The organism is Vallitalea maricola, from assembly GCF_036985595.1.
Lineage (GTDB): Bacteria > Bacillota > Clostridia > Lachnospirales > Vallitaleaceae > Vallitalea > Vallitalea maricola.
This window is the reverse complement of sequence record NZ_BTPU01000001.1, coordinates 65,585-85,553: the sequence shown is the minus strand read 5'-3', so window position 1 is coordinate 85,553 and position 19,969 is coordinate 65,585. Positions and strand designations below refer to the sequence as shown.

23 protein-coding genes are annotated in these 19,969 nt (G+C 30.3%); 3 read left to right on the top strand and 20 right to left on the bottom strand.

Annotated elements, in window-relative coordinates:
* Positions 1 to 103 precede the first annotated feature (103 nt).
* The 4 genes from AACQ14_RS00360 to AACQ14_RS00345 all read right to left on the bottom strand — a co-directional run bounded on the left by AACQ14_RS00360 (position 104) and on the right by AACQ14_RS00345 (position 4,030).
* Positions 104 to 1,138 carry a LacI family DNA-binding transcriptional regulator gene (locus tag AACQ14_RS00360; protein WP_339361574.1) on the bottom strand — a complete coding sequence of 345 codons (1,035 nt, stop codon included), beginning with the start codon at positions 1,136 to 1,138 and terminating at the stop codon, positions 104 to 106.
* 135 nt (positions 1,139 to 1,273) lie between these two features.
* Entirely contained in the window at positions 1,274 to 1,663 is a 390-nt protein-coding gene (locus tag AACQ14_RS00355; RefSeq protein ID WP_339361573.1) for a hypothetical protein, read from the bottom strand.
* A 261-nt stretch (positions 1,664 to 1,924) separates the two neighbouring features.
* Positions 1,925 to 2,623 carry a hypothetical protein gene (locus AACQ14_RS00350; RefSeq protein ID WP_339361572.1) on the bottom strand — a complete coding sequence of 233 codons (699 nt, stop codon included), beginning with the start codon at positions 2,621 to 2,623 and terminating at the stop codon, positions 1,925 to 1,927.
* 390 nt (positions 2,624 to 3,013) lie between these two features.
* Positions 3,014 to 4,030, bottom strand: a complete 1,017-nt coding sequence (locus AACQ14_RS00345; protein WP_339361571.1) for a hypothetical protein — start codon at positions 4,028 to 4,030, stop codon at positions 3,014 to 3,016.
* A gap of 267 nt (positions 4,031 to 4,297) precedes the next feature.
* Here AACQ14_RS00345 and AACQ14_RS00340 point away from each other — a divergent pair, with 267 nt between their 5' ends.
* Positions 4,298 to 5,362 (top strand): undecaprenyldiphospho-muramoylpentapeptide beta-N-acetylglucosaminyltransferase, encoded by a 1,065-nt coding sequence (locus AACQ14_RS00340; protein WP_339361570.1) that lies wholly within the window; start codon positions 4,298 to 4,300, stop codon positions 5,360 to 5,362.
* Positions 5,363 to 5,419: 57 nt separating this feature from the next.
* Here AACQ14_RS00340 and AACQ14_RS00335 read toward each other — a convergent pair whose 3' ends face one another.
* Positions 5,420 to 5,905 (bottom strand): HIT family protein, encoded by a 486-nt coding sequence (locus AACQ14_RS00335; protein ID WP_339361569.1) that lies wholly within the window; start codon positions 5,903 to 5,905, stop codon positions 5,420 to 5,422.
* 294 nt (positions 5,906 to 6,199) lie between these two features.
* On the opposite strand from AACQ14_RS00335, the gene AACQ14_RS00330 reads away from it, so the two are divergent.
* Entirely contained in the window at positions 6,200 to 6,943 is a 744-nt protein-coding gene (locus tag AACQ14_RS00330; RefSeq protein WP_113672769.1) for a sensor histidine kinase, read from the top strand.
* Here AACQ14_RS00330 and AACQ14_RS00325 read toward each other — a convergent pair.
* Entirely contained in the window at positions 6,890 to 7,336 is a 447-nt protein-coding gene (locus AACQ14_RS00325; protein WP_339361568.1) for a hypothetical protein, read from the bottom strand. The two genes, AACQ14_RS00330 and AACQ14_RS00325, sit on opposite strands and share 54 nt — an antisense overlap.
* Positions 7,337 to 7,567: 231 nt before the next feature.
* On the opposite strand from AACQ14_RS00325, the gene AACQ14_RS00320 reads away from it, so the two are divergent.
* Positions 7,568 to 8,314, top strand: coding sequence for a CAP domain-containing protein (locus tag AACQ14_RS00320; RefSeq protein ID WP_339361567.1), 747 nt, complete (start codon positions 7,568 to 7,570; stop codon positions 8,312 to 8,314).
* A gap of 139 nt (positions 8,315 to 8,453) precedes the next feature.
* Here AACQ14_RS00320 and AACQ14_RS00315 read toward each other — a convergent pair whose 3' ends face one another.
* The 14 genes from AACQ14_RS00315 to AACQ14_RS00250 all read right to left on the bottom strand — a co-directional run bounded on the left by AACQ14_RS00315 (position 8,454) and on the right by AACQ14_RS00250 (position 19,968).
* Positions 8,454 to 9,488 (bottom strand): SCP2 sterol-binding domain-containing protein, encoded by a 1,035-nt coding sequence (locus AACQ14_RS00315; RefSeq protein ID WP_339361566.1) that lies wholly within the window; start codon positions 9,486 to 9,488, stop codon positions 8,454 to 8,456.
* A gap of 55 nt (positions 9,489 to 9,543) precedes the next feature.
* Positions 9,544 to 10,302: a hypothetical protein gene (locus tag AACQ14_RS00310; RefSeq protein ID WP_339361565.1), complete on the bottom strand. Its 759-nt coding sequence runs from the start codon at positions 10,300 to 10,302 to the stop codon at positions 9,544 to 9,546.
* A gap of 100 nt (positions 10,303 to 10,402) precedes the next feature.
* Complete coding sequence (locus tag AACQ14_RS00305) at positions 10,403 to 11,440, bottom strand: rhomboid family intramembrane serine protease (protein WP_339361564.1); 1,038 nt, start codon at positions 11,438 to 11,440, stop codon at positions 10,403 to 10,405.
* 214 nt (positions 11,441 to 11,654) lie between these two features.
* A complete protein-coding gene (locus AACQ14_RS00300; RefSeq protein WP_339361563.1) occupies positions 11,655 to 12,587 on the bottom strand; it encodes a thiamine pyrophosphate-dependent enzyme in 933 nt (310 codons plus the stop codon).
* Between the two features lie 23 nt (positions 12,588 to 12,610).
* Positions 12,611 to 13,795, bottom strand: a complete 1,185-nt coding sequence (porA, locus tag AACQ14_RS00295; protein WP_339361562.1) for a pyruvate ferredoxin oxidoreductase — start codon at positions 13,793 to 13,795, stop codon at positions 12,611 to 12,613.
* A gap of 22 nt (positions 13,796 to 13,817) precedes the next feature.
* The gene (locus AACQ14_RS00290; protein WP_339361561.1) at positions 13,818 to 14,129 is read right to left on the bottom strand and encodes a 4Fe-4S binding protein; all 312 of its coding nucleotides are present in this window, start codon (positions 14,127 to 14,129) and stop codon (positions 13,818 to 13,820) included.
* A complete protein-coding gene (locus AACQ14_RS00285; RefSeq protein ID WP_113672778.1) occupies positions 14,126 to 14,704 on the bottom strand; it encodes a 2-oxoacid:acceptor oxidoreductase family protein in 579 nt (192 codons plus the stop codon). The genes AACQ14_RS00290 and AACQ14_RS00285 overlap by 4 nt, the downstream gene beginning before the upstream one ends.
* 365 nt (positions 14,705 to 15,069) lie before the next feature.
* Positions 15,070 to 15,558: a hypothetical protein gene (locus AACQ14_RS00280; protein ID WP_339361560.1), complete on the bottom strand. Its 489-nt coding sequence runs from the start codon at positions 15,556 to 15,558 to the stop codon at positions 15,070 to 15,072.
* The gene (locus AACQ14_RS00275) at positions 15,558 to 15,968 is read right to left on the bottom strand and encodes a hypothetical protein (protein ID WP_339361559.1); all 411 of its coding nucleotides are present in this window, start codon (positions 15,966 to 15,968) and stop codon (positions 15,558 to 15,560) included. The genes AACQ14_RS00280 and AACQ14_RS00275 overlap by 1 nt, the downstream gene beginning before the upstream one ends.
* 185 nt (positions 15,969 to 16,153) lie before the next feature.
* On the bottom strand, positions 16,154 to 16,315 hold the full coding sequence (locus AACQ14_RS00270) for a hypothetical protein (RefSeq protein ID WP_339361558.1): 162 nt from the start codon (positions 16,313 to 16,315) through the stop codon (positions 16,154 to 16,156).
* A 20-nt stretch (positions 16,316 to 16,335) separates the two neighbouring features.
* Positions 16,336 to 16,518 (bottom strand): hypothetical protein, encoded by a 183-nt coding sequence (locus AACQ14_RS00265; protein WP_339361557.1) that lies wholly within the window; start codon positions 16,516 to 16,518, stop codon positions 16,336 to 16,338.
* Between the two features lie 133 nt (positions 16,519 to 16,651).
* A complete protein-coding gene (locus AACQ14_RS00260; protein WP_339361556.1) occupies positions 16,652 to 17,515 on the bottom strand; it encodes a hypothetical protein in 864 nt (287 codons plus the stop codon).
* A gap of 24 nt (positions 17,516 to 17,539) precedes the next feature.
* Positions 17,540 to 18,484: a hypothetical protein gene (locus tag AACQ14_RS00255; protein WP_339361555.1), complete on the bottom strand. Its 945-nt coding sequence runs from the start codon at positions 18,482 to 18,484 to the stop codon at positions 17,540 to 17,542.
* The gene (locus AACQ14_RS00250) at positions 18,481 to 19,968 is read right to left on the bottom strand and encodes an ATPase, T2SS/T4P/T4SS family (RefSeq protein ID WP_339361554.1); all 1,488 of its coding nucleotides are present in this window, start codon (positions 19,966 to 19,968) and stop codon (positions 18,481 to 18,483) included. The genes AACQ14_RS00255 and AACQ14_RS00250 overlap by 4 nt, the downstream gene beginning before the upstream one ends.
* Position 19,969: the final 1 nt, after the last annotated feature.

Sequence of the window (19,969 nt, the reverse complement as noted above, 5' to 3'; positions counted from 1 at the left end):
TTGTCAAGGTTTAGTAATATTTATTGGAACGAACTTAGTTTTTCTTCAAATATTAAACATGAGCTGTTTTGTATATATATTACCTACGGTAGCCATACTAGAATTATATTTTTGTAGATACGCTATCCCTATGAATCAACCTAGTTTCAATAATAATCTTTTTATTCTCCTTATCACTATCTCTAATAATCTCACATATCCTATTACCCGATATCTGTCCCAATCCAGTCATATTCTGATCCACAGTTGTAAGACTAGGTTCTGTTATCTGACTAATAATAGTATTATCAAACCCAATAATTGAAAACTCCTCAGGCACAGATATATTAAGAGCCTTAGCAGCCTTCAACGCCCCAACAGCCATCCAATCATTACAAGCGAACAAACAACTAACCTTATCATTCTTTCTAATTATCTTCTCAACAACCGCTTTTGACTGCTCAACAGCTTCTAATCCATTACCATCCTCAATAATCAATATATTATCTTCATCAAACTCCAACTTAAACTCTTCACAACACTTCCTATATATATCCTCTTTCACATCATAAGAATAACTATATCGTCCTCTTAGAAAAACTATATCCCTATGACCTAACTCATACAGATATTTAAGCGCCTCATAAGTTCCTACTTCTCCATCATTAAGAACATAATTACAATGAATCCCCCTGTTATATCCATTAATGATAACCAACGGTATTTGTTTACTAATCCCCTCATAATAACCTGACTTTATATTCTTAGTTCTAGGGTTAATAGCAATGATACCATCAACGCTTCTGTCCTTCATATTATCAATCATCAGTTTTTCCTGCTCTGGATCTCCTTCTGTATTACATAAAAACGTAGTATATCCTTTGTTCTTAATAACACTATCAATACCTTTTACCACCTCAGAAAAGAAAAGGTTTTCTATACTAGGCGTAAGAATACATATAGTCTGTGTCTTATTATGAATAAGTCCTCTAGCCAGTAAATTAGGCTTAAATTCAAGCTCTTCTATTGCTTTTTCAACTTTTTTTCTTGTTGCCTCTTTCACCGGATAGTTTTTATTCATTACTCTTGATACCGTAGTAATGGAAACTCCTGCTAATTTAGCAACATCAGAGATTGTAGCTCTTTTTTGCTGATCCATATTTCCACCTCCTATTATAGAAAAGGTTTTCTAAAATCATTATATGATATATAATCAATATTTGCAAGTACTAATATTAATTTTGAGAACAAAAAAAGTACCCATTCAAAAAAATGGATACCTCTTATATTCTTACTACATACCAACAAAAGCAAATTGACAATTATCTATAACATTACCAGCTACATCTGTTACATTACTAATGCTAAGCATATATAAAGAATAATTATTTTGTTCATTTGTTGTAATGATAACTTTTCCTTTAGCATCATTAAGTTCCGCACTATAAATATCTAATTTAACCTTTGCACCATATGGCTGCTCAATACTATAATTAGATATATCTTCTGCTGTAGTTTCATCTAACTTCTCGTTAAAAGTAATCTCTACCATATTATCTCCAACTGCTATAACTTTAACAACTTCTGGTTTTACTTGATCATCACCATTAGCATGTACATACTTAGCACCAAACAAAAATACTGTAATTAAAAAACACATACTAAGCAGACTTATTCTTTTCATAATTTTAACTCACTCCATATCTTTTTCTATATTTTTCTACTTTTTACGACTTTATTCTAAACGTTTTTTATATAATTGTCAATAATATGTTTTATTAATATAATGTTTTATATGTTATTACATTATTCTTTATATAAAAGCTTACATATTTACGTAAAAAGAGTTATATCCATTAATACCTAACAGATATAACCCTTATTTATTACTTATTCAATTATAAATGTTAATTTAATAAGTACTTATTATTGTTAATATGTAAATCTATTTTTGAAATAACATTGAAGCATTTATTCCATTACCATCAATATCCATAACATTTTCAATAAGTATAGCATATACAGATTCAGTACTTAGATCACCAATATTAAGGATAGCTTTTGTACCAGTAGCATCAAGTTCTGCTGATATAACATCTACTTTTCCTTTTAGTTCACATCCATAATGATAATATACATCAGCTATTTTATAATTAGCCATATTTTCAACTGATTCTTTATCTACTACACGGTTAAAATTAACTTCTAGTCTATTATCTCCAACAACTCTTACATGGATATCTTTGGCTTGAGAATTATAACTAAATACTCTCCAGCAATTATCAATATTTTCACCATTTACATCTTTAATGTTGTTATTAATACCAAGCATGAACATATCATGACTTATATCACCAGTAGTAAGGGTGACAACAGTATTAGTTTCATCTAGTTCTGCTGAAATAATATCTACATAATAAAATACTGCTCCAATAGAAGGATGAATACAATAATTAGTAATATCTTCAGCCATTTCTTTGTCTAACTCACGAGTAAATGTAATCTGTACTTGGTTTTTGTTCAAAATCTTAAAGTCTGAAATACGTGTCTTTACATAGTCATTAGTACTAGCATAAGTAACTACATTAGTACAAAAAAGTACTGCCACCAAAAAACCTAAACCAATTTTTCTAATTTTTTCCATAACTTGCATCGTCTCCTTTGAATTAATAATATATTTATTTCTACAATGGATATTTTATTACCAATTTCATTATTTATCAATACAATTAGTAAAATTTTGTATTATATTAAAATATTATTTATATTTATTTATTTTATATTGTTTAATTGTCAAATATTTTATATAATTAATATTATAGATATAAATACATTTTTTACAATATTAATGTTGGTTAAATATAATGTTATAGTAATTAAATTAATTGTTTTATTATATTTACATATTAATATTTAGTTGTTACTATCAATCATATATCCTTCAATGTTTTAGTAATTTTTGTAGAAAATAAAGAAAGGTTATATTCATCAAGTGAATATAACCTGTATATCTAATTTATATAATTCAAATTATTTATCTGCCTACAAAACATTTAGTAACAGGTTCTAACACATTTCCCCATACACTAATTACATTTTGGGCTTTAAGTTCATATAGATAATTAGGTTCTAGCACATCTGTTTTTAATATAATCTTTTTAGAATCAGATGAGAGAGTCGCACTAAATACTTCTACTTTTTGTTTGTCTCCATACTTTTTACCAATTTCATAATATGACATATTATGTATTGTTTGCTCATTTAATTCAAAATTAAAAGTTATCTCTACTGTATCATTAGAAGTACATTCAACGTTTTCAACAACAAATTCTACAGGTGAACTTACTCCAACAAATAGTGCGTCTACCTCTCTAAAGATTTTTTCTGAAGGATCCATAAGATTATTTATTACAATACTATACAAGATTGAACCTCTTAATTCCTCTGTTGTCAGTGTTACTACATATCCAGTTGAATCTAGTTCAGCATCAATTACTTTTAATACTGGTTTAACACCATATTTTTCTTTTATTATATAATTAGTTAAGTTTTCAGCTGAATATTTGTTTATTTTTTTATTAAAAGTTACTTTTATTTTTTTATTAGTTAAAGGATTCACACTAACTATATCAAAATCTTTATGATGTACTATGTTATCTGAGTCTAAACCAATAAAAACTTTATGGTTATTATCCATTACATTACCTGATAAATCTGCTATTCCACTAATATAAATATCATATAAAATATAACTTTTTTGTTTTTCTGTAGTAATAATAACCTTAGTTTTAGTATCGTCAAGTTCTGCTTCTAATACTTGCAACTGTTCTTTGCTTCCATATTTTTCAAAGATAGTATAGTTAGATATGTCTTCAACTGTAGTTTTGTCTAGCTCTTCATTAAATGTAATCTCTACTCTGTTTCCCTCAAGTCCCATAACTTTAGCTACTTCTGGTTTTACCAGATCATCACTACTGGCATATACACAAGTAGTCGTACATAAAAGTACTGTCATTAAAAAATACACACTAATTTCCCTTAATCTTTTCATAATTATTACTCACTCCATCTCTTTTGTTTTTATTTTTTTATGTTTTACGACTATATTCTACCGTTATTTCATATCATTGTCAATAATAAGCTCTAATTATATAATGTTTTACTATAAATACAAATCTTTACATGATGTTTTTAATATAAATATAGTTTTTAGCATATTTTTTATCAGCACTTTTGCTATTAATCTATTGACATTTATTTTACCAAAAGGGATAATAATAATACAAACAGACTTAGATTCACACTGGAGGTAAAAAAAGTGAAACGAATTGTATTAACAGGTGGAGGAACTGCAGGACATGTAACACCTAATCTAGCCCTAATCCCCCATCTAGATAAACTTGGTTATGATGTTCATTATATAGGTTCTTATAATGGTATGGAAAAAGACTTAGTAGAGAAAAAAGGTATTCCATATCATGGTATTTCATCTGGAAAGCTTAGAAGATATATTGACCTTAAGAATCTTTCAGACCCATTTAGAGTTGTAAAAGGAGTGGGTCAGGCAGCTAAATTAATAAGAAAATTAAAACCCGACGTAGTATTTTCAAAAGGTGGTTTTGTAACAGTTCCAGTTATTCTAGGTGCCAAGTTAAATAGAGTACCTTCAATTATACACGAATCAGATATGACTCCAGGACTTGCTAACAAAATAAGTATCCCTTTTGCGACAAAAGTATGTACTACTTTTGCGGAGACCCTTACACACCTTCCAGAAGATAAAGCAGTTCTCACTGGAACACCAATCAGAGAAGAGATATTACAAGGTGATAGAGCAAAAGGTTTGTCTTTATGTGAATTCAGCACTTCAAAACCCGTCCTACTGATGACAGGGGGAAGTCTAGGAGCTGTCAGAATCAATGATGTTCTTAGAGAATCTCTGGATATGATATTAAAAAAATACCAGTTAGTGCATCTATGTGGTAAAAATAATCTAAAAGAAGAATTAGTAGGAATACAAGGTTATAGACAGTTTGAATATGTCAATGAAGAGATGTCAGATATATTGGCAATGAGCGATGTGGTAATATCAAGATCTGGTGCTAACATAATCTCAGAACTATTAGCTCTAAAGAAACCTCATGTACTTATACCATTACCAGCTAATGCTAGTAGAGGCGACCAGATACTTAACGCTGCTTCTTTTAAAAAACATGGTTATAGTTATGTTCTTAATGAAGAGGATATGACTCCTAAGAACGTAATGGAAGCCATAGATTCTGTATATAATAATAGGAATGAATATATTGATCATATGAATCATAGTAAATCAAGTAACGGTATTGAAAACATTTTAACTCTAATAAATGAGTTAGTGAAGTAAAAATGATATTTTAGTTAAATTAAGGGCATTTCTATTATAGAAATGCCCTTAGTAATATTATAGCCTGCTTGCAATCTCTTTAGCAATAGCATCCAGCTCTTCTTTTTCAATCTTAATGGTTTCCCATTTAATCTTTACATTATCATTATTATATCTTGGTATAAGATGCATATGAAAATGAAATACTGTTTGACCAGCTGCCTCGCCATTATTCTGTAATATGTTTAGTCCATCGCAATTGTAGATACTCTTCAATACCTTTGCAATATGTGTTGCAAGAGCAAATAATCTTGATGCTGATTCAGTATCTAGTTCATATATGTTTTCTATATGTTCTTTTGGAATAATCAATGTGTGCCCTTTTGCTGCTGGATATGGATCAAGTACAACTTTAAATTCACTATTTTCGAAAATAGTAGCTGAATCCATGGAACCGTTGGCAACATTGCAGAATAAACAATTTTGTTTAATCATATTTTCTCCTTCCCAATGCCTTATTTTCTCAATATCTAAGTATCCGCCTATATCTAAGATATTATTCATAAGACATATATCCCTCGATGATAAAAACCTAAGTTAATAAATACCAAGCCTGTATAACTATACTAAACTATATTTTAACTTTTTTCAAGGATAATTTTGTAATAATTTATTATAGGCATTTATAATCATAAAGGTTATATTATATGTTATTGTTATATATAAATATTATAATATTTAATTAGTATAAATTATATTATTTGTTAGTATTTTATCAAATATTGAGTTTTTTTACATATTATTCATTGTATTATTCGATTTTCTTTGATACAATAGTAAACGTTAGGAGGTGGATAAATGAATTATCATGAAAAAAGTATTATTGAAAATTTTTCTGTATTACTTGATGATTGGTTAAATATCTATCAGCAAACTAGAAAACCTGAAATAATAGCAAAAATAGTTCATGAAATCAAGAATCCGATTTCATTGATAAGAAGTACTTTACAACTTATTGAAGTCCAGACTCCAGAAGTCAAAGAGAATATACATTGGAGTTCTTTATATGAAGAACTTGATTACATTTGTTTATTGCTCAATGATTTTAATACTTTGAATTACTCATTCAATATACAAAAGACATGTGTTGATGTATCTACTTTACTTGATTCTGTGGCAAAATACTTTTATTCATCAGCATATAGCAAGAATATCAACTTCTATATGACTAAATCAAAAGACTTACCTGTCATATCAGGTGATAAAACAAGACTGAAAGAAGCTTTTATGAATCTGATTAAGAATGCTATAGAGGCTACTGATGAAAATGGTACTGTTACAGTTGACATCAATTACTTAGATTCGTTTTTATTGATTACTGTCAGCGATACTGGTTCAGGTATCAGAGAAGACAGGATAGATGAAATATTCAAGCCATTTGTAACCTACAAAGAAAATGGAACTGGTCTTGGATTACCAATAGTAAAATCAATAATTGAGCAGCACTGTGGTACTATTGAAGTTGAAACAAAAGAAGGTGAAGGCACTTCATTTATTATCAGCCTCCCAATTAATACCGAACAAGCTTTGCAGGTACAATAATTTAAATAAGATTAGATTTTCATCGTTAATGATTTTTTGTATCATATGTTTTATATCACAATCCATAGTATTGGCATATATATAATTAAGCACTTCCCCATGATTACTTTCTTTGGCGAACATCTGAGCTAACCTATATTTTTTATCATAATTCATCTTCTTGTTTACATATTTCCTGCAACTTAATTTGTCATATAGATTAATTAATTCATTACATTGATTTATCTTTGATTTCATTATGTCTTGTACGATATTTCTATTTACATGCGAGATTATTTTGTTGTGCATAGCTTTATAGCCAGTACATAAGTTATAACCTTCATCAATAAGATTTTCATAGAGTAAAAATAGTTGTTCTCTTTCTATAAATTCCCTTGAAACTTTATTATCCATTTCTATACCATCTTCCTTTATTATATATAAGATGAATTAAATATTTTGTTGTATTGTGTAACCAAACAATTTATAAGTTGAATACTTAATTCATTTTATATATATACTCATTACTTTCCATAAATATTATCTATTGAAGTCATTTTTTTAGCTTTGTAATAAATTTCCACTCACCCTGTTGTATATATTCTCATGGTTCATTCCATAATAATATTGGAAGGAAGTGACAGTATGAAAAGACGAATCTATAAACCTAAAATTATGATGGCATCGTTAGTTATTATCTTATTACTTAGTTTTTTTGCAACAAATATATCAACTGCAAAAGGTCTGATTTTTAAATGGACCAATGTAAAACAGGTGGAAGTTACAGCCTATAGACTTAATGTTAGAATAGGTCCAAGTACTTCATACAGAAAGATTGGTGCTGTATCTCGTGGAGATGTTCTAGATGTTCTTGGCACACTTGGCAGTTGGTATGTAATTCATATGAAAGATGGTTCAGTGGGTCTGATTTCAAGTACTTATACTCGTGTTCATTCTTATTATAATCCACCCCCAACTACAAAAGAACCTGATAAATACAGCGGTAATCTAACACCGGAAGAAACCCTAATGATTAATTTAATAAATGCAGAACGTAAGAGTGCTGGTCTCCCTGGCTATAAGCCAGATATGGAACTTATGAGAGTAGCTAGAATAAAAGCAGAGGATTTATCAACTAACAAATATTTCAGTCATGATTCGCCTATCTACGGTTCTCCTTTCAAAATGCTTTCGGATTTTTCTGTGGATTATAAAATGGCTGGGGAAAATATTGCTGGTAATAGCACTGTAGAATCGGCTCAATATTCTCTTATGAGCAGTCCATCCCACAAAGCAAATATACTGAGTACTGATTTTAATTATGTGGGTATAGGTATATACAACGATTCAAGATACGGTAAAGTATTCGTTCAGATGTTTATTCAGAAGTAATATATAAATGGTGAATTTCTATTATAACTAAGTTCTAATGTACAGAATTTAGTTAAATGAAATTCACCTTATTTATTAAAAACCATTAATCAACAAAATAATAAAAAATACTACTAGTTTTACTTATTTTGAATCAATCTCAGAAATCAGTAAATTCGAATATATTATCAAATTCATATAGTAATGTAAAATTACCCTTGGCTTTTAATTTACCTGTTAAAAAACCTCTCTGTATGGTTAACTTACCCTTTATTACCTCATCTAGGATATTAGTATCAATATTGATTATAACATCAGCTGAAGAGTCAGTTCCTATATATCCTGCTAATTTTTTATCTTTTACCTTTAATATTATGTCTTTATTCTTTTGATCCGTTATTATTATATTATATGTACAATTAAATGATGGGTCTTCACATATAAATGTTTGAAGAAATCTATCTATGTATTTATTACCTGATAAATTATCGTTTTGATTCAACTGTTGTTTCAGAAAATCGGATATCTCTAATATATCTTTTCTCTGTTCGGCTATAAATGGATCTTCTTCGATAATTTTATTAGCCTTGTTATCTCCTACATATTCATCAATAATATTCATCTTGGTAAATGTATCAGGTCTATCAAGTTCTATTTCATTAGATATATTTCTTGGTGAATAACCTGTACCTATTGGTAACGTATCACGTTTTTGATTAAGAACCCTATAGAAATCCTCTGTTTTTTTATCTATTATTGATATTATTCTTTCATTAGTTTCCAGTTCTACAGAGTTTTCTATTTTGCCACAGACATTTACACCTTCTAAGCCTCCTAGCATATCCCAGCATTTTGTAAGATAGTTAGAAGCATCTCTATCGCCATTTGTCTTAGTTAATACTACAGACATCAAATATTTCCCTTGAAATAACTCTTGTTGGTTTGAATGGTAGCATCTATCAAGGAATGTCTGCATTCTGCCCCCTATTCCAATCCATTCTACAGGTGTTGCTAATACAACCCCTTCTGCTATTGATAATTCCCTTAGAAACTCTTCTGTTATGTCCTGATAATCAAGATCCCATTGTTTTACATTAACTTCTAATTCATTAAGTACTGTATGTATTCGTTTCACTGCTGCCAACGATAAATCATCAGCCAACCCATTGCCCGCATAAATGATTAATATCTTCATATGTCCTCCCTCTAAGTGATAAGGGGACAAAAATATAATGCCCCCTTGGTTACTTTTATTCAATACATTTGCTTATCTTACTAGAATAATAATCTTTTACATCGATTATATCCCAAGTTGTGTAGAAAAATCTTTTTTTGATTCTCATATTTATCACGTCCCCACATCTCATGTCAGATGCAAGAGAACTTTCTACTTTTATTTTAATATAAGTATTGCCAGATTTCAATTTTCTTTTCTTCAAAATTATAATTCCACCAATTTTGTCTATAATCTCAAAGTATCCTTGCTCGTACATCTCTCTCTTAGATACCTCTACATGTTTCTTTCTCTTTTTGTAACAATTCATGTCAATTATCATAGGGTTAAAACTAAGAACCGGTGCTTCTGTATATTTTTGTATTTTCCTTAAGATATAGTACACTCTGGTTATCTCATCAAGATTAGTGGTATAATTTTTTTTATAACTTTTATGCAAATTGATTCCATGATAACTGTTAATGTATTCAAGGAATCTACTAAGTTCAGTTAGAGTGAGTTTAATTTCTTGTTCTGTCAATGATAGGCTGTAACTTGGCATAAACAAAAGAATGAATTTATTGTAAAAATCTTCTTCAAGAGCTGATATAAGACTGTTTTTATAAAATTTCATACAATAATTAGTAATAATCTTAAATACGTGTTCTCTATCAGTATTTATCTTATCTTCCCATTTAAAAGAGTCGTTATAATAGTCATTTAGTACTTCAAGCACTTCTTTGTCTTCATATAGTACGCTTGCTTCATTTTGTAAAATTTCTTTACTAAAAAACATAAATTCACCACCGCAAAAAGTTATTTTGTAGTATTTATTTTTCTCTTTGCGTGGGTGTTTTATTCATATGTTATAATTAATTATTAAATAATTCTTGTGGCTAGGCCTGCTCTCTAAGTGTTAGTAGATAAGCTACAAGTGCACCACCAATAAATCCGCCTAGATGTGCCAGATTGCTTATTCCTGGATTCATAGTACCAAAAGCTATACCTACTATGAACATTATTAGTATTGTATATGAATTAAGACCGCCAATGTGTTTCTTATACACTCTCGAATAGACTAAGATAGCTCCAATAAGTCCATATATAGCTCCTGAAGCTCCAGCAGATATTACTGGTCTTTGGTTGATTAAATCTACTGTTATACTAAGTAAACCTCCAGATATTCCAGATAATCCATATAGTAATATATATTCCCATTTATTCATATATTTTTCAATTCTAGTTCCAAATATAAATAATGAAAACATATTATATAAAAGATGAAGTGCGCCAATATGAATAAACATTGAGGTGATTAATCTATAATACTCACCTTTCGTAAAAAAGGAGTAATAGTCTATAGCACCAAATTTGACTAGATTGAGGATGTTAGTTGTTCCTCCTGATTTCTCCATGTATATGAAGAAAATAATATTAATACCTAAAAGACCATAAGTAATATATGGTATGCTTGCGCTTTCTTGTATGGTTTTAGGTCCCCATGATTCATCATTAGCTTCTAATAATTTTCTTATGTCCTTTTCTATACCTATTACACTGTTAACCTGCATACTTGGAATAACAAGCTTTCCTTCATTTTCATCTATGATCCAATTAATATCTATAAGGTCTTCATCAAAGTCGGGCGTATAATTGACATCTTTATATATGTCCAATGCATTTTCTGTTATTATTAGATTCAGCAAAATAATTTTATTAGAATCTATATGTCCAAACTGTTCTTTAGTTATGACTTTATACTCTTTAAATTTTTCTTTACTGAATGTATAAGCACTGTCAAGAGATATTATATTTACTAGATATAAACTGCTATTATTGAATGTTGCATACATTTTAACTTTTTTACTGTCTGTTGGAATGATTTGATAATTATATCTATCAAAAATATTACATATTTTGGTAAAAGTCTTCATTTCATGTGCCCACCCTTAAAGTTATGTTTTTTATTATTATTGTATCCATTACACAGAATAAGTCAACCATTATTTGTTAATAAAATATATATTAAAAGCACCAGCCATAAAATGACTGGTGCTTAAATTGTAAGTACAAAGAGGCTTCGCCTCATAAAAGATTTCAAGGAAAATAGAAAGTTAAAACTTTCCTATTGTATAATAAGATTATCTATTAAGCTTCTTCTCCACAAAGTCTTAATAATGTTTCCCATCTTTCGTCAATAACTTGTTGGATTTCAGCTACAACTTCTGGATTCTTAGCTACATGCTTGAATCTTCCTTGAGCTTCTAACCAATCGCTGATTGGACGTTTCTTTTTAGGCTTGTAAGTTAACTTGTACTCACCATTAATTACTTCATATAATGGCCAGAAGCAAGTATCTACAGCGATTTCACATAATTCCATTAAACGGTCACTTTCGTATCTCCATCCACGTGGACATGGAGCTAATACGTTAAGGAATGCTGGGCCTGGAGTATAGATAGCTTTTTCAGCTTTTTCATATAAATCTTTGAAATTTTTGAAAGGAGCTGATTGAGCTACATATGGAATACCATGTGCAATCATAACTCTAGTTAAGTCTTTTCTGTATTGTTGCTTACCTGGTACTGCTGTACCTGCTGGTGAAGTTGTTGTATCAGCATATTTTGGAGTAGCTGATGATCTTTGAATACCAGTGTTCATGTAAGCTCCGTTGTCATAACATACGTATACCATGTCATGACCTCTTTCCATAGCACCTGATAATGATTGGATTCCGATATCATATGTTCCACCGTCTCCACCAAAAGCTATGAATTTATAAGTATCATCTAATTTACCTTGTTTTTTAAGTGATGTGTAAGCAGCTTCTACACCGGCAACTGTTGCTCCAGCGTTTTCGAAAGCTGAGTGGATGAAAGAATCTTTCCAAGCTGTAAAAGGATAAAGGAATGTAGAAACCTCTAAACATCCTGTTGCAGATCCAATTACTGCATGATCTTCTTCTTTTAATGCTCTAAGGATAGTACGTACTACTACAGGAGCACCACATCCAGCACACATTCTATGTCCACCAGTTAATCTTTCTGGTTTTTGTGTTGTTTCTTTTAAATTATATGCCATCTTCTATTTCACCTCCAATTATTTTAAGCTTCTACTACGCCTAAGTAACGATAAGGATCGTCTACTTTGTTAGCATTAACGATTTCTGTTAAATCAGCGTATACTTTATCTATATCATTAGTCTTAACGTCACGACCACCTAAACCATAGATGTAGTTTACTGCTAATGGTTTTGCTTCACCATAGTATAATGCACTAACTGTTTCAGTGAATAATGGAGCACCTTTAGCGTTGAATCCATCACATTTGTCTAATACAGCTACTGCTTTAACTCCTGCTAAAGCTTTTGCAAGTTCTTCTGATGGGAATGGACGGAATACTCTAATCTTAATTAAACCAACTTTTTCGCCTTTAGCTCTAAGTCCGTCAACTACGAATTTAGCTGTTCCTGCTGTAGAACCAATAACAACGATTGCTCTTTCAGCATCTTCCATTTTATATTCTTCGAATAAGCCGTACTCTCTACCAGTTAATTTTGCAAAGTCAGCTGATACTTCTAAGATAGCTTTCTTAGCATTTCTCATACTTTCTGCTTGTTGACGTTTGTGCTCGAAGTAATGAGTTGTAATAGCTAGTGGACCTACAGCTATAGCTTCATCTTTGTTTAATAAGTAATTCATTGGCTCAAATTTACCAACGAAATCTTTTACTTTTTCGTCTTCAAGAAGTTCAATATTCTCAACAGCATGAGAAGTGATGAATCCATCATAACAGTTCATTACAGGAAGTTGAACATCTTCTACTTCACTGATTCTAACTGCCATGATACAGTTATCATATGCTTCTTGATTGTTTTCTCCATATATTTGAATCCATCCTGAATCTCTAGCACCCATAGAGTCTGAATGATCATTATGTATGTTGATTGGACCTGATAACGCACGGTTAACTACTGATAATACCATTGGTAATTTACATGATGCAGCGATATATAACATTTCCCACATTAATGCTAAACCATTGGCTGATGTTGCTGTCATTGTTCTTGCACCTGCAGTTCCTGCTCCGATACAAGCTGACATAGCTGAATGTTCTGATTCTACAGGAACGAATTCTGTATCTACTTGACCATTTGCAACAAATGCTGAGAAGTATTGAGGTACTTCTGTTGATGGAGTAATTGGGAATGCTGCTACTACATCAGGATTAATTTGTCTCATCGCAATGGCTACAGCCTCGTTACCTGATAATTTATCACGAATTGCCATATCTTCATTTCCCTCCTATCTATTATTCACCTTCTGGTACAAAATCGAATGCATTGAAAGGACAAGTTTTAACACAAACTCCACAACCTTTACAATGATCGTAATCTATTCCAGTCATTTTTTTATCTTTAACTATAATTGATGCATCTGGACATACTGGGAAACATAGTAAACATTGTTTACACTTATCTGAATTCCAGATAGGTTTCATAGCTCTCCAGTCACCAGTTTTAAAATAATTAGCGTTTCCTGACTCAGTTATAACACCACCTGGAGTTGTCTCTTGCCAAGGCGTATAAGCTGGCACTATATCATGTTCGAATTTTTTACTCATGCACCTTTCACCTCCGATAGTGATTTCTTTAATGCTTCCATGTTAGGAGCAATTACATGTGGTTTATTAGCAAATTTGTGATGGAATGATTTTTCCATTGATTGAATCAATGTATCTTCATCCATGATCTTTGCTACTTTTACTACTGCTGCAAGCATAGGTGTATTAGGGAAATATCTTCCAAGAGTTGCCATAGAGATTTCTCTAGCATCAATTGTGTATACTCCACCTTTGTAACCTTTTAACTTAGATTTTACTTCTTCTGGTGTCTTTGATGTATTAATGATGATACCACCGGTTTCTTTTAGACCTGCAGTTACATCAACTACATCGATTAATGTTTCGTCTACAACTACTACATAATCAGGTTCATAAATGTTTGAATGAATTGGACATCTTTCATCACTTATACGATTGTATGCAGTGATAGGTGCTCCCATACGCTCTGGACCGTATTCTGGGAAGCCTTGGATGAATTTTCCTGTGTCGAACGCAGCCTCAGCTAACAATAATGATGCTGTTTTAGCACCTTGTCCGCCTCGACCATGCCAACGAATTTCTAACATATTACCCATTGACAAGTTCCCTCCTTATATATAATTAAATTTTTTTAAACAATTTTCAACATTGTTAGTGTAACACTAATATATACCTAATGTCAATAGTAAGTATATTGTATGCACGGTTATTTTTTTAACAATGTAAACCAAATATATTAGAGCTTATTACCCTTATTTTAATGAAATTCTTGTTATTGTTTGGTTTTCAAGTAAATGGCTTAATATATTTGTAAATTTTTTATCAATATTAAAATAATTATCCTTGAAAACTTGCATTTATTCTAACTTTTATTACATTTTAATTAAATATTTCTAGCTGTGATTAATTCATCATAAGTGTCACAGTTAGTTGATTGTCTATCTTCTTTTTTGTCTATTAATCACCTTTCCAAATATTCATAAGCAGATGATCTTACGGCATTTTTCAATTGAAGGAATTTTAATCTAAAAGGTGGTTTCCCAGCATTGATCTCTACTATTATAGTAGGTTCTGCTATAAGCTTGGTGAATCTATTTAGGTCATCTGTATAGGAATGGGGGAAGACAGTATTACTGTTGTCAAAAAATACTACTTTATAATTAATAGCATCATTCCAATAACTTCTGTCTGAAGGTGAGTGTTCATCTACTAAGTCTAGATTCTTTTTTATGATATACTCTATGGCTTTTTTACCCTCTTCCTGATTATAGATGGTTAATCCTGCTGAAAAAGCTTCTTCATCATAGAAAAGTCCTGCTGCCGCAGAACATTCGTCAGCAACCTGCTTTAGTTTTTCCAGTTGTCTGTTGTAGGTATTATTATCTGTTTGATACGTTAGGAAGATTGAAAACAATATTAGCATGGCAAGTGTAAATATGAATGGTTTCATTATTGTATCGCCTCACTTGCAGCATACCCTTCTATCGTATACATTGTTTTGTTTTCGTCATTACCAATTCCCCATAATATGGGAACGGCTATTATTTTTCTTATGGGCACTTCAATTTTATAATATATAAGATTATCCTCATTGAATTTGCTCTGCCTATATTTACGTACTTTCTCTGTTGTTATATGTACATCACTTTCTTCTATATGGAAGGTTTTAGTAATGTTATCAATTAATTGTTCCTTTATCTCAGGTGTGAAATAACCTTCTTGCTTAGCTTTTTCTTTTGCAGTATATACATATGATTGTATTTCTGATTTTTGATTATGGTTATATTCTTCTAATGCGTATTGCAGTGGGAATGGTAATAGAATTATTAATACTGCAATCAGAACTATAAAATCTTTCATTTTTATCCATATCCCCTTTTTGCATATTTTTAGTGATTTGATAGGTTATTATTTTATGATTAGTGATTATTGATGCTTATATTTATTATGATTAGTTGTTGTTCGTATATTATTTTCTTTAATAATAATAGTAATTGTATGAGTTAATATAATAACTCATACAATAATCTTTACTTAATTTATTTTTATGGGTAATTCTTTTGGAAATCTAAATTCTGCTGCATTACATTCTTTGTTTTGTGTAGTAGACTATTATTAGCAGAACCTTTGATAGTACCTAATATCAATGCTCCGGCTATAAATATTCCAAGGGCTATTTTGGCACACATTATTATGAAGTCTTTCAATTAGTTTAACAATCCTTTCATTAATCTGAAGTATTAGGTGTAGTAGTTGTTGATGTAAGTGAAATACTATCAATTACGCTACCTGCTTTTCCATTAACATCACCGGCTTTATCTTTAAGTGAATTTGCTCCACCAAATATTAAAACAAAACCAATAAATATCCCTAAAGCTACTTTTGCACATAGGATTAAAAAATCTTTCATTATATTTCCTCCATTTCATATTACTTATTTTCATTTTTATATAAGTTGAATTATATAATTGCTATAAAGTTAGCAATAATTTATTAAACAAATTCTCTTTGTCTACACGGGCTTTGTAGTATGAAATTAATAATTAATTTAAAAATATTACTTTCTCTATCCTAGGAATCCAAACGGTTATCATGATAAAGTTAAGAAATAATATAAATACAGGTATTATAATAGGAAGATAAATTAAATCTGAGATGGCATTTTGCTTTCTATGTTTTTCTGTAATGTGTTTCTCCCTATTTCTTTCTTTTATAATATCTATCTGCTCTATCAACTCTGTAGGATTAAGTTTATCTAGTTTCAATAGAATCATTCCTATGTCATTTCCCATTTGGGTATTTATATCTTTTGTAAACTTTTTATAAGCTTCATCTTCTTTTCCTAGGTTATAATACATCAAGAAATTGATTAAAGCATTTCTTGTCAGCTTAGAAAATTTTATCAATTGATTAATAGTATAATCAGCACTATATGGTTTATCTTGCTGAGTTATGGCTATATTTTTCAGCTGAATAAGAATCCTGTATATTTCTGTGTCCTTCTTCTTGTTCTGCATAGTTTTAATCATTTTGATTACCAGCATAAATGGACTGTCTTTTTTCCCTAACCTTATGACTGGTGCTGATATTAGGTAGGCTGTCGACCATAATGCAAGGACTATGGGCAATCTGCTGCCATGATAAGAAATACATGTAAGTATGACAGTGGTTAAAAATATGATTAATCTCAAATTGTTATATTTGTCTGTTGTTATATTGATTCCAGCATCTGTAAATGCAGTATTTATTTCTTCTTTTGAATAATTGCTTTTGGTAAATTTCATTTTAGGTTGACGAAAGGCATAGTTGTAATTCTTCTTTTTCCTCATACTCTTAAATACTATCCAAGCAACATATAATAAGGTAAGAATAAAACAATAATATAGTATAGTAATATTAAATTTCATTTTAGCTCCTATTCTCTGTTCTTTTTAAATATCAAATTTCTGTTTCTTCATTAATATAAGTAAACTGCTATTGAATATAGTCATTATTACAATAAGCATAAAATAGTTGAAACCTGTACGTGTATTAATCTGATAATCCAAAAACTCTCTAAAGGAGATATTGAATACAATGTTAGCAAGTATTATAGATAGTATGTATAATACTGGTGTCAGATATCTTACTATGCTGACACTTTCTAGGTTTATTCTCTTTTCTCTTTCTTTATCAGCAATAGCTTGTTTTATTTCTTTCTGAATGTCTTCAAGTCCTGTAGTAATATCAATGTTATCAGTTATGCCAATATATATATTGTTGGCCAATAATATAATCCATTCTGTACCTACAGCATAAACGAAGTTCTCTATTAACTCTTCCAACTGTTCATCTCTTCTATATTCCTTAAGCTTTAACGACATAATAAAGAGTTGTCGTTTCATAACTGGCGCTTCTTTCATTTTTACAATTGTTTCATCAATTGAATCATATATGTTCTGATTATTCAATTTGTACTGATTCAGGAATTCATTAATTAATATATCAGCTTCATAGCTTCCTTCTACCCTTATCTGTTTTAACTGCAATCTTAAAAATAGATAGGGTACCAGAGATAGGATAATGGCAAAAACCAAGCTTCTGATTAGTGAGGTTCTCTGTATTACCACTAAAAAAGTAAGGAAAAACAATAGTATACTGATTAAATAGAAGGTAGATACTTTTTTATCATCATCTTTTCCATATACAATTAATATTAGTTTCTTAATATGTTTGTACATATTGGAAGAAGAGACCTGAGTATTGTTTCTAAAGGTTTTTCTAGGTTTGATTACTTTGAGAAAATACAGTATATAATTAGAAAAAATCATCCAGATACCAACTATCACCATACAATACAAAAATATTTTTATTAATGTAACCACTGTATTTATCATTTGTCTACACCTCTTAAGCTATCATATCTAGGTTCATAAACCATATAGTTTTTGTAAGGATACATTTGTTCCATCTTTTTTAGTTCATTCTCAAAATTAGTTAAGGCTTTTTTATCTTCTTCATGACCTATTTCTTTCTTATCATCGCCTATGTCATATTTGAACTGCCAGCTATCACTGCTGTAATCATATTTACATATTTGATGAATACTTATCTTATGGTCATAACGATTGAATCTTATTTCGTATATACCTTTTAATCTCTTCTTGCTTTTGTCCGCTAACTGGATAAAGTGAAAAACGTAATGAAAAGATTTTGCTACTTTAAATATGGTATTATACAGATCGCCACCATAAAACTTGACTATTTCATCGGCAATATCATAGCAGATATCTGTCGGGTCAGTAGTATGATATGTAGTCTTACATCTTCTAGTTCCCTTGTTAGCTGCTCTCATTGATACATTAAGAGCTCGTCCATCTCTTGCTTCAGCTGAAATAATGTAATCTGCATCAGACCTGAGTACCTGTTTCATTATATTTCCCAGTTCATCATCATCTGCTATCAATTGAATGATTGGAGCGTAGGGTTGAAGCTTATGTGCTGGAATCTCTGCTCCTGTTTCAATCATAACACCTTCCAAAGTAGTATCTTCATACATCTGCCAAGTCTCTAAGAAAGTTGTTTTACCAGTTCTAACAGCACCAGTAAATATCACATTATATCCTACGTCAACCATATTTTTTAACATAGGTATGACTTCATGAGGTATAGTATTTCTCTTAGCCTGTTCTTCAAAGGACAACTTGGGTATAATGTACTTTCTGAAAATGATGACTTCTAGATTTTCCTTGACTAATTTCTCACCGTATATGGTTATTCTGGTTCCATCATGCATTGATACTTCTGCATGTTTTTCGTTGTAATGTATATTTTTTTCATTTAGTAATAGTGCTTTTATTAGTTGTTTTCTTCTATCGTCTGATATGGTCTGCTGCTGTAATTTCATCTTACCATTTTCCATAAAATATATTTTGTTGCCTATTACTTTTGCAGATTGGGATAAAGCATATTTCTTACTGTATTTCCACTGGGCAATACCACCTAATCCCCAACATTCTTGATAAATGGCATCAACTATATCCATGTACCAATTGGGATACCACTCCATGACTTTATTGTTTCTCTTAAGATAATCCTCTATATTATCTTTAAAATACTTAACTTCCAGTTCTTTACCTAGAATAGCGTTTTTCTGTCTTATCAGAGTACTGGTTTCTAAGCCTTCACGTTCCCATCCTGAATGAAAGTATGCAAAGATTGTATCACAGAGTATTTGAAATCTTGTTAATTCATCTCTAGTAATATTTATTATCTCTTCTCTTTTTTCACCTGTAACAGAATATATGTATTCTTCTAGGTCAAATTCTTTTACTTCTCTTTTGTTGTAGAAATCTATCTTTTCAGCTAATAAACTATTCATA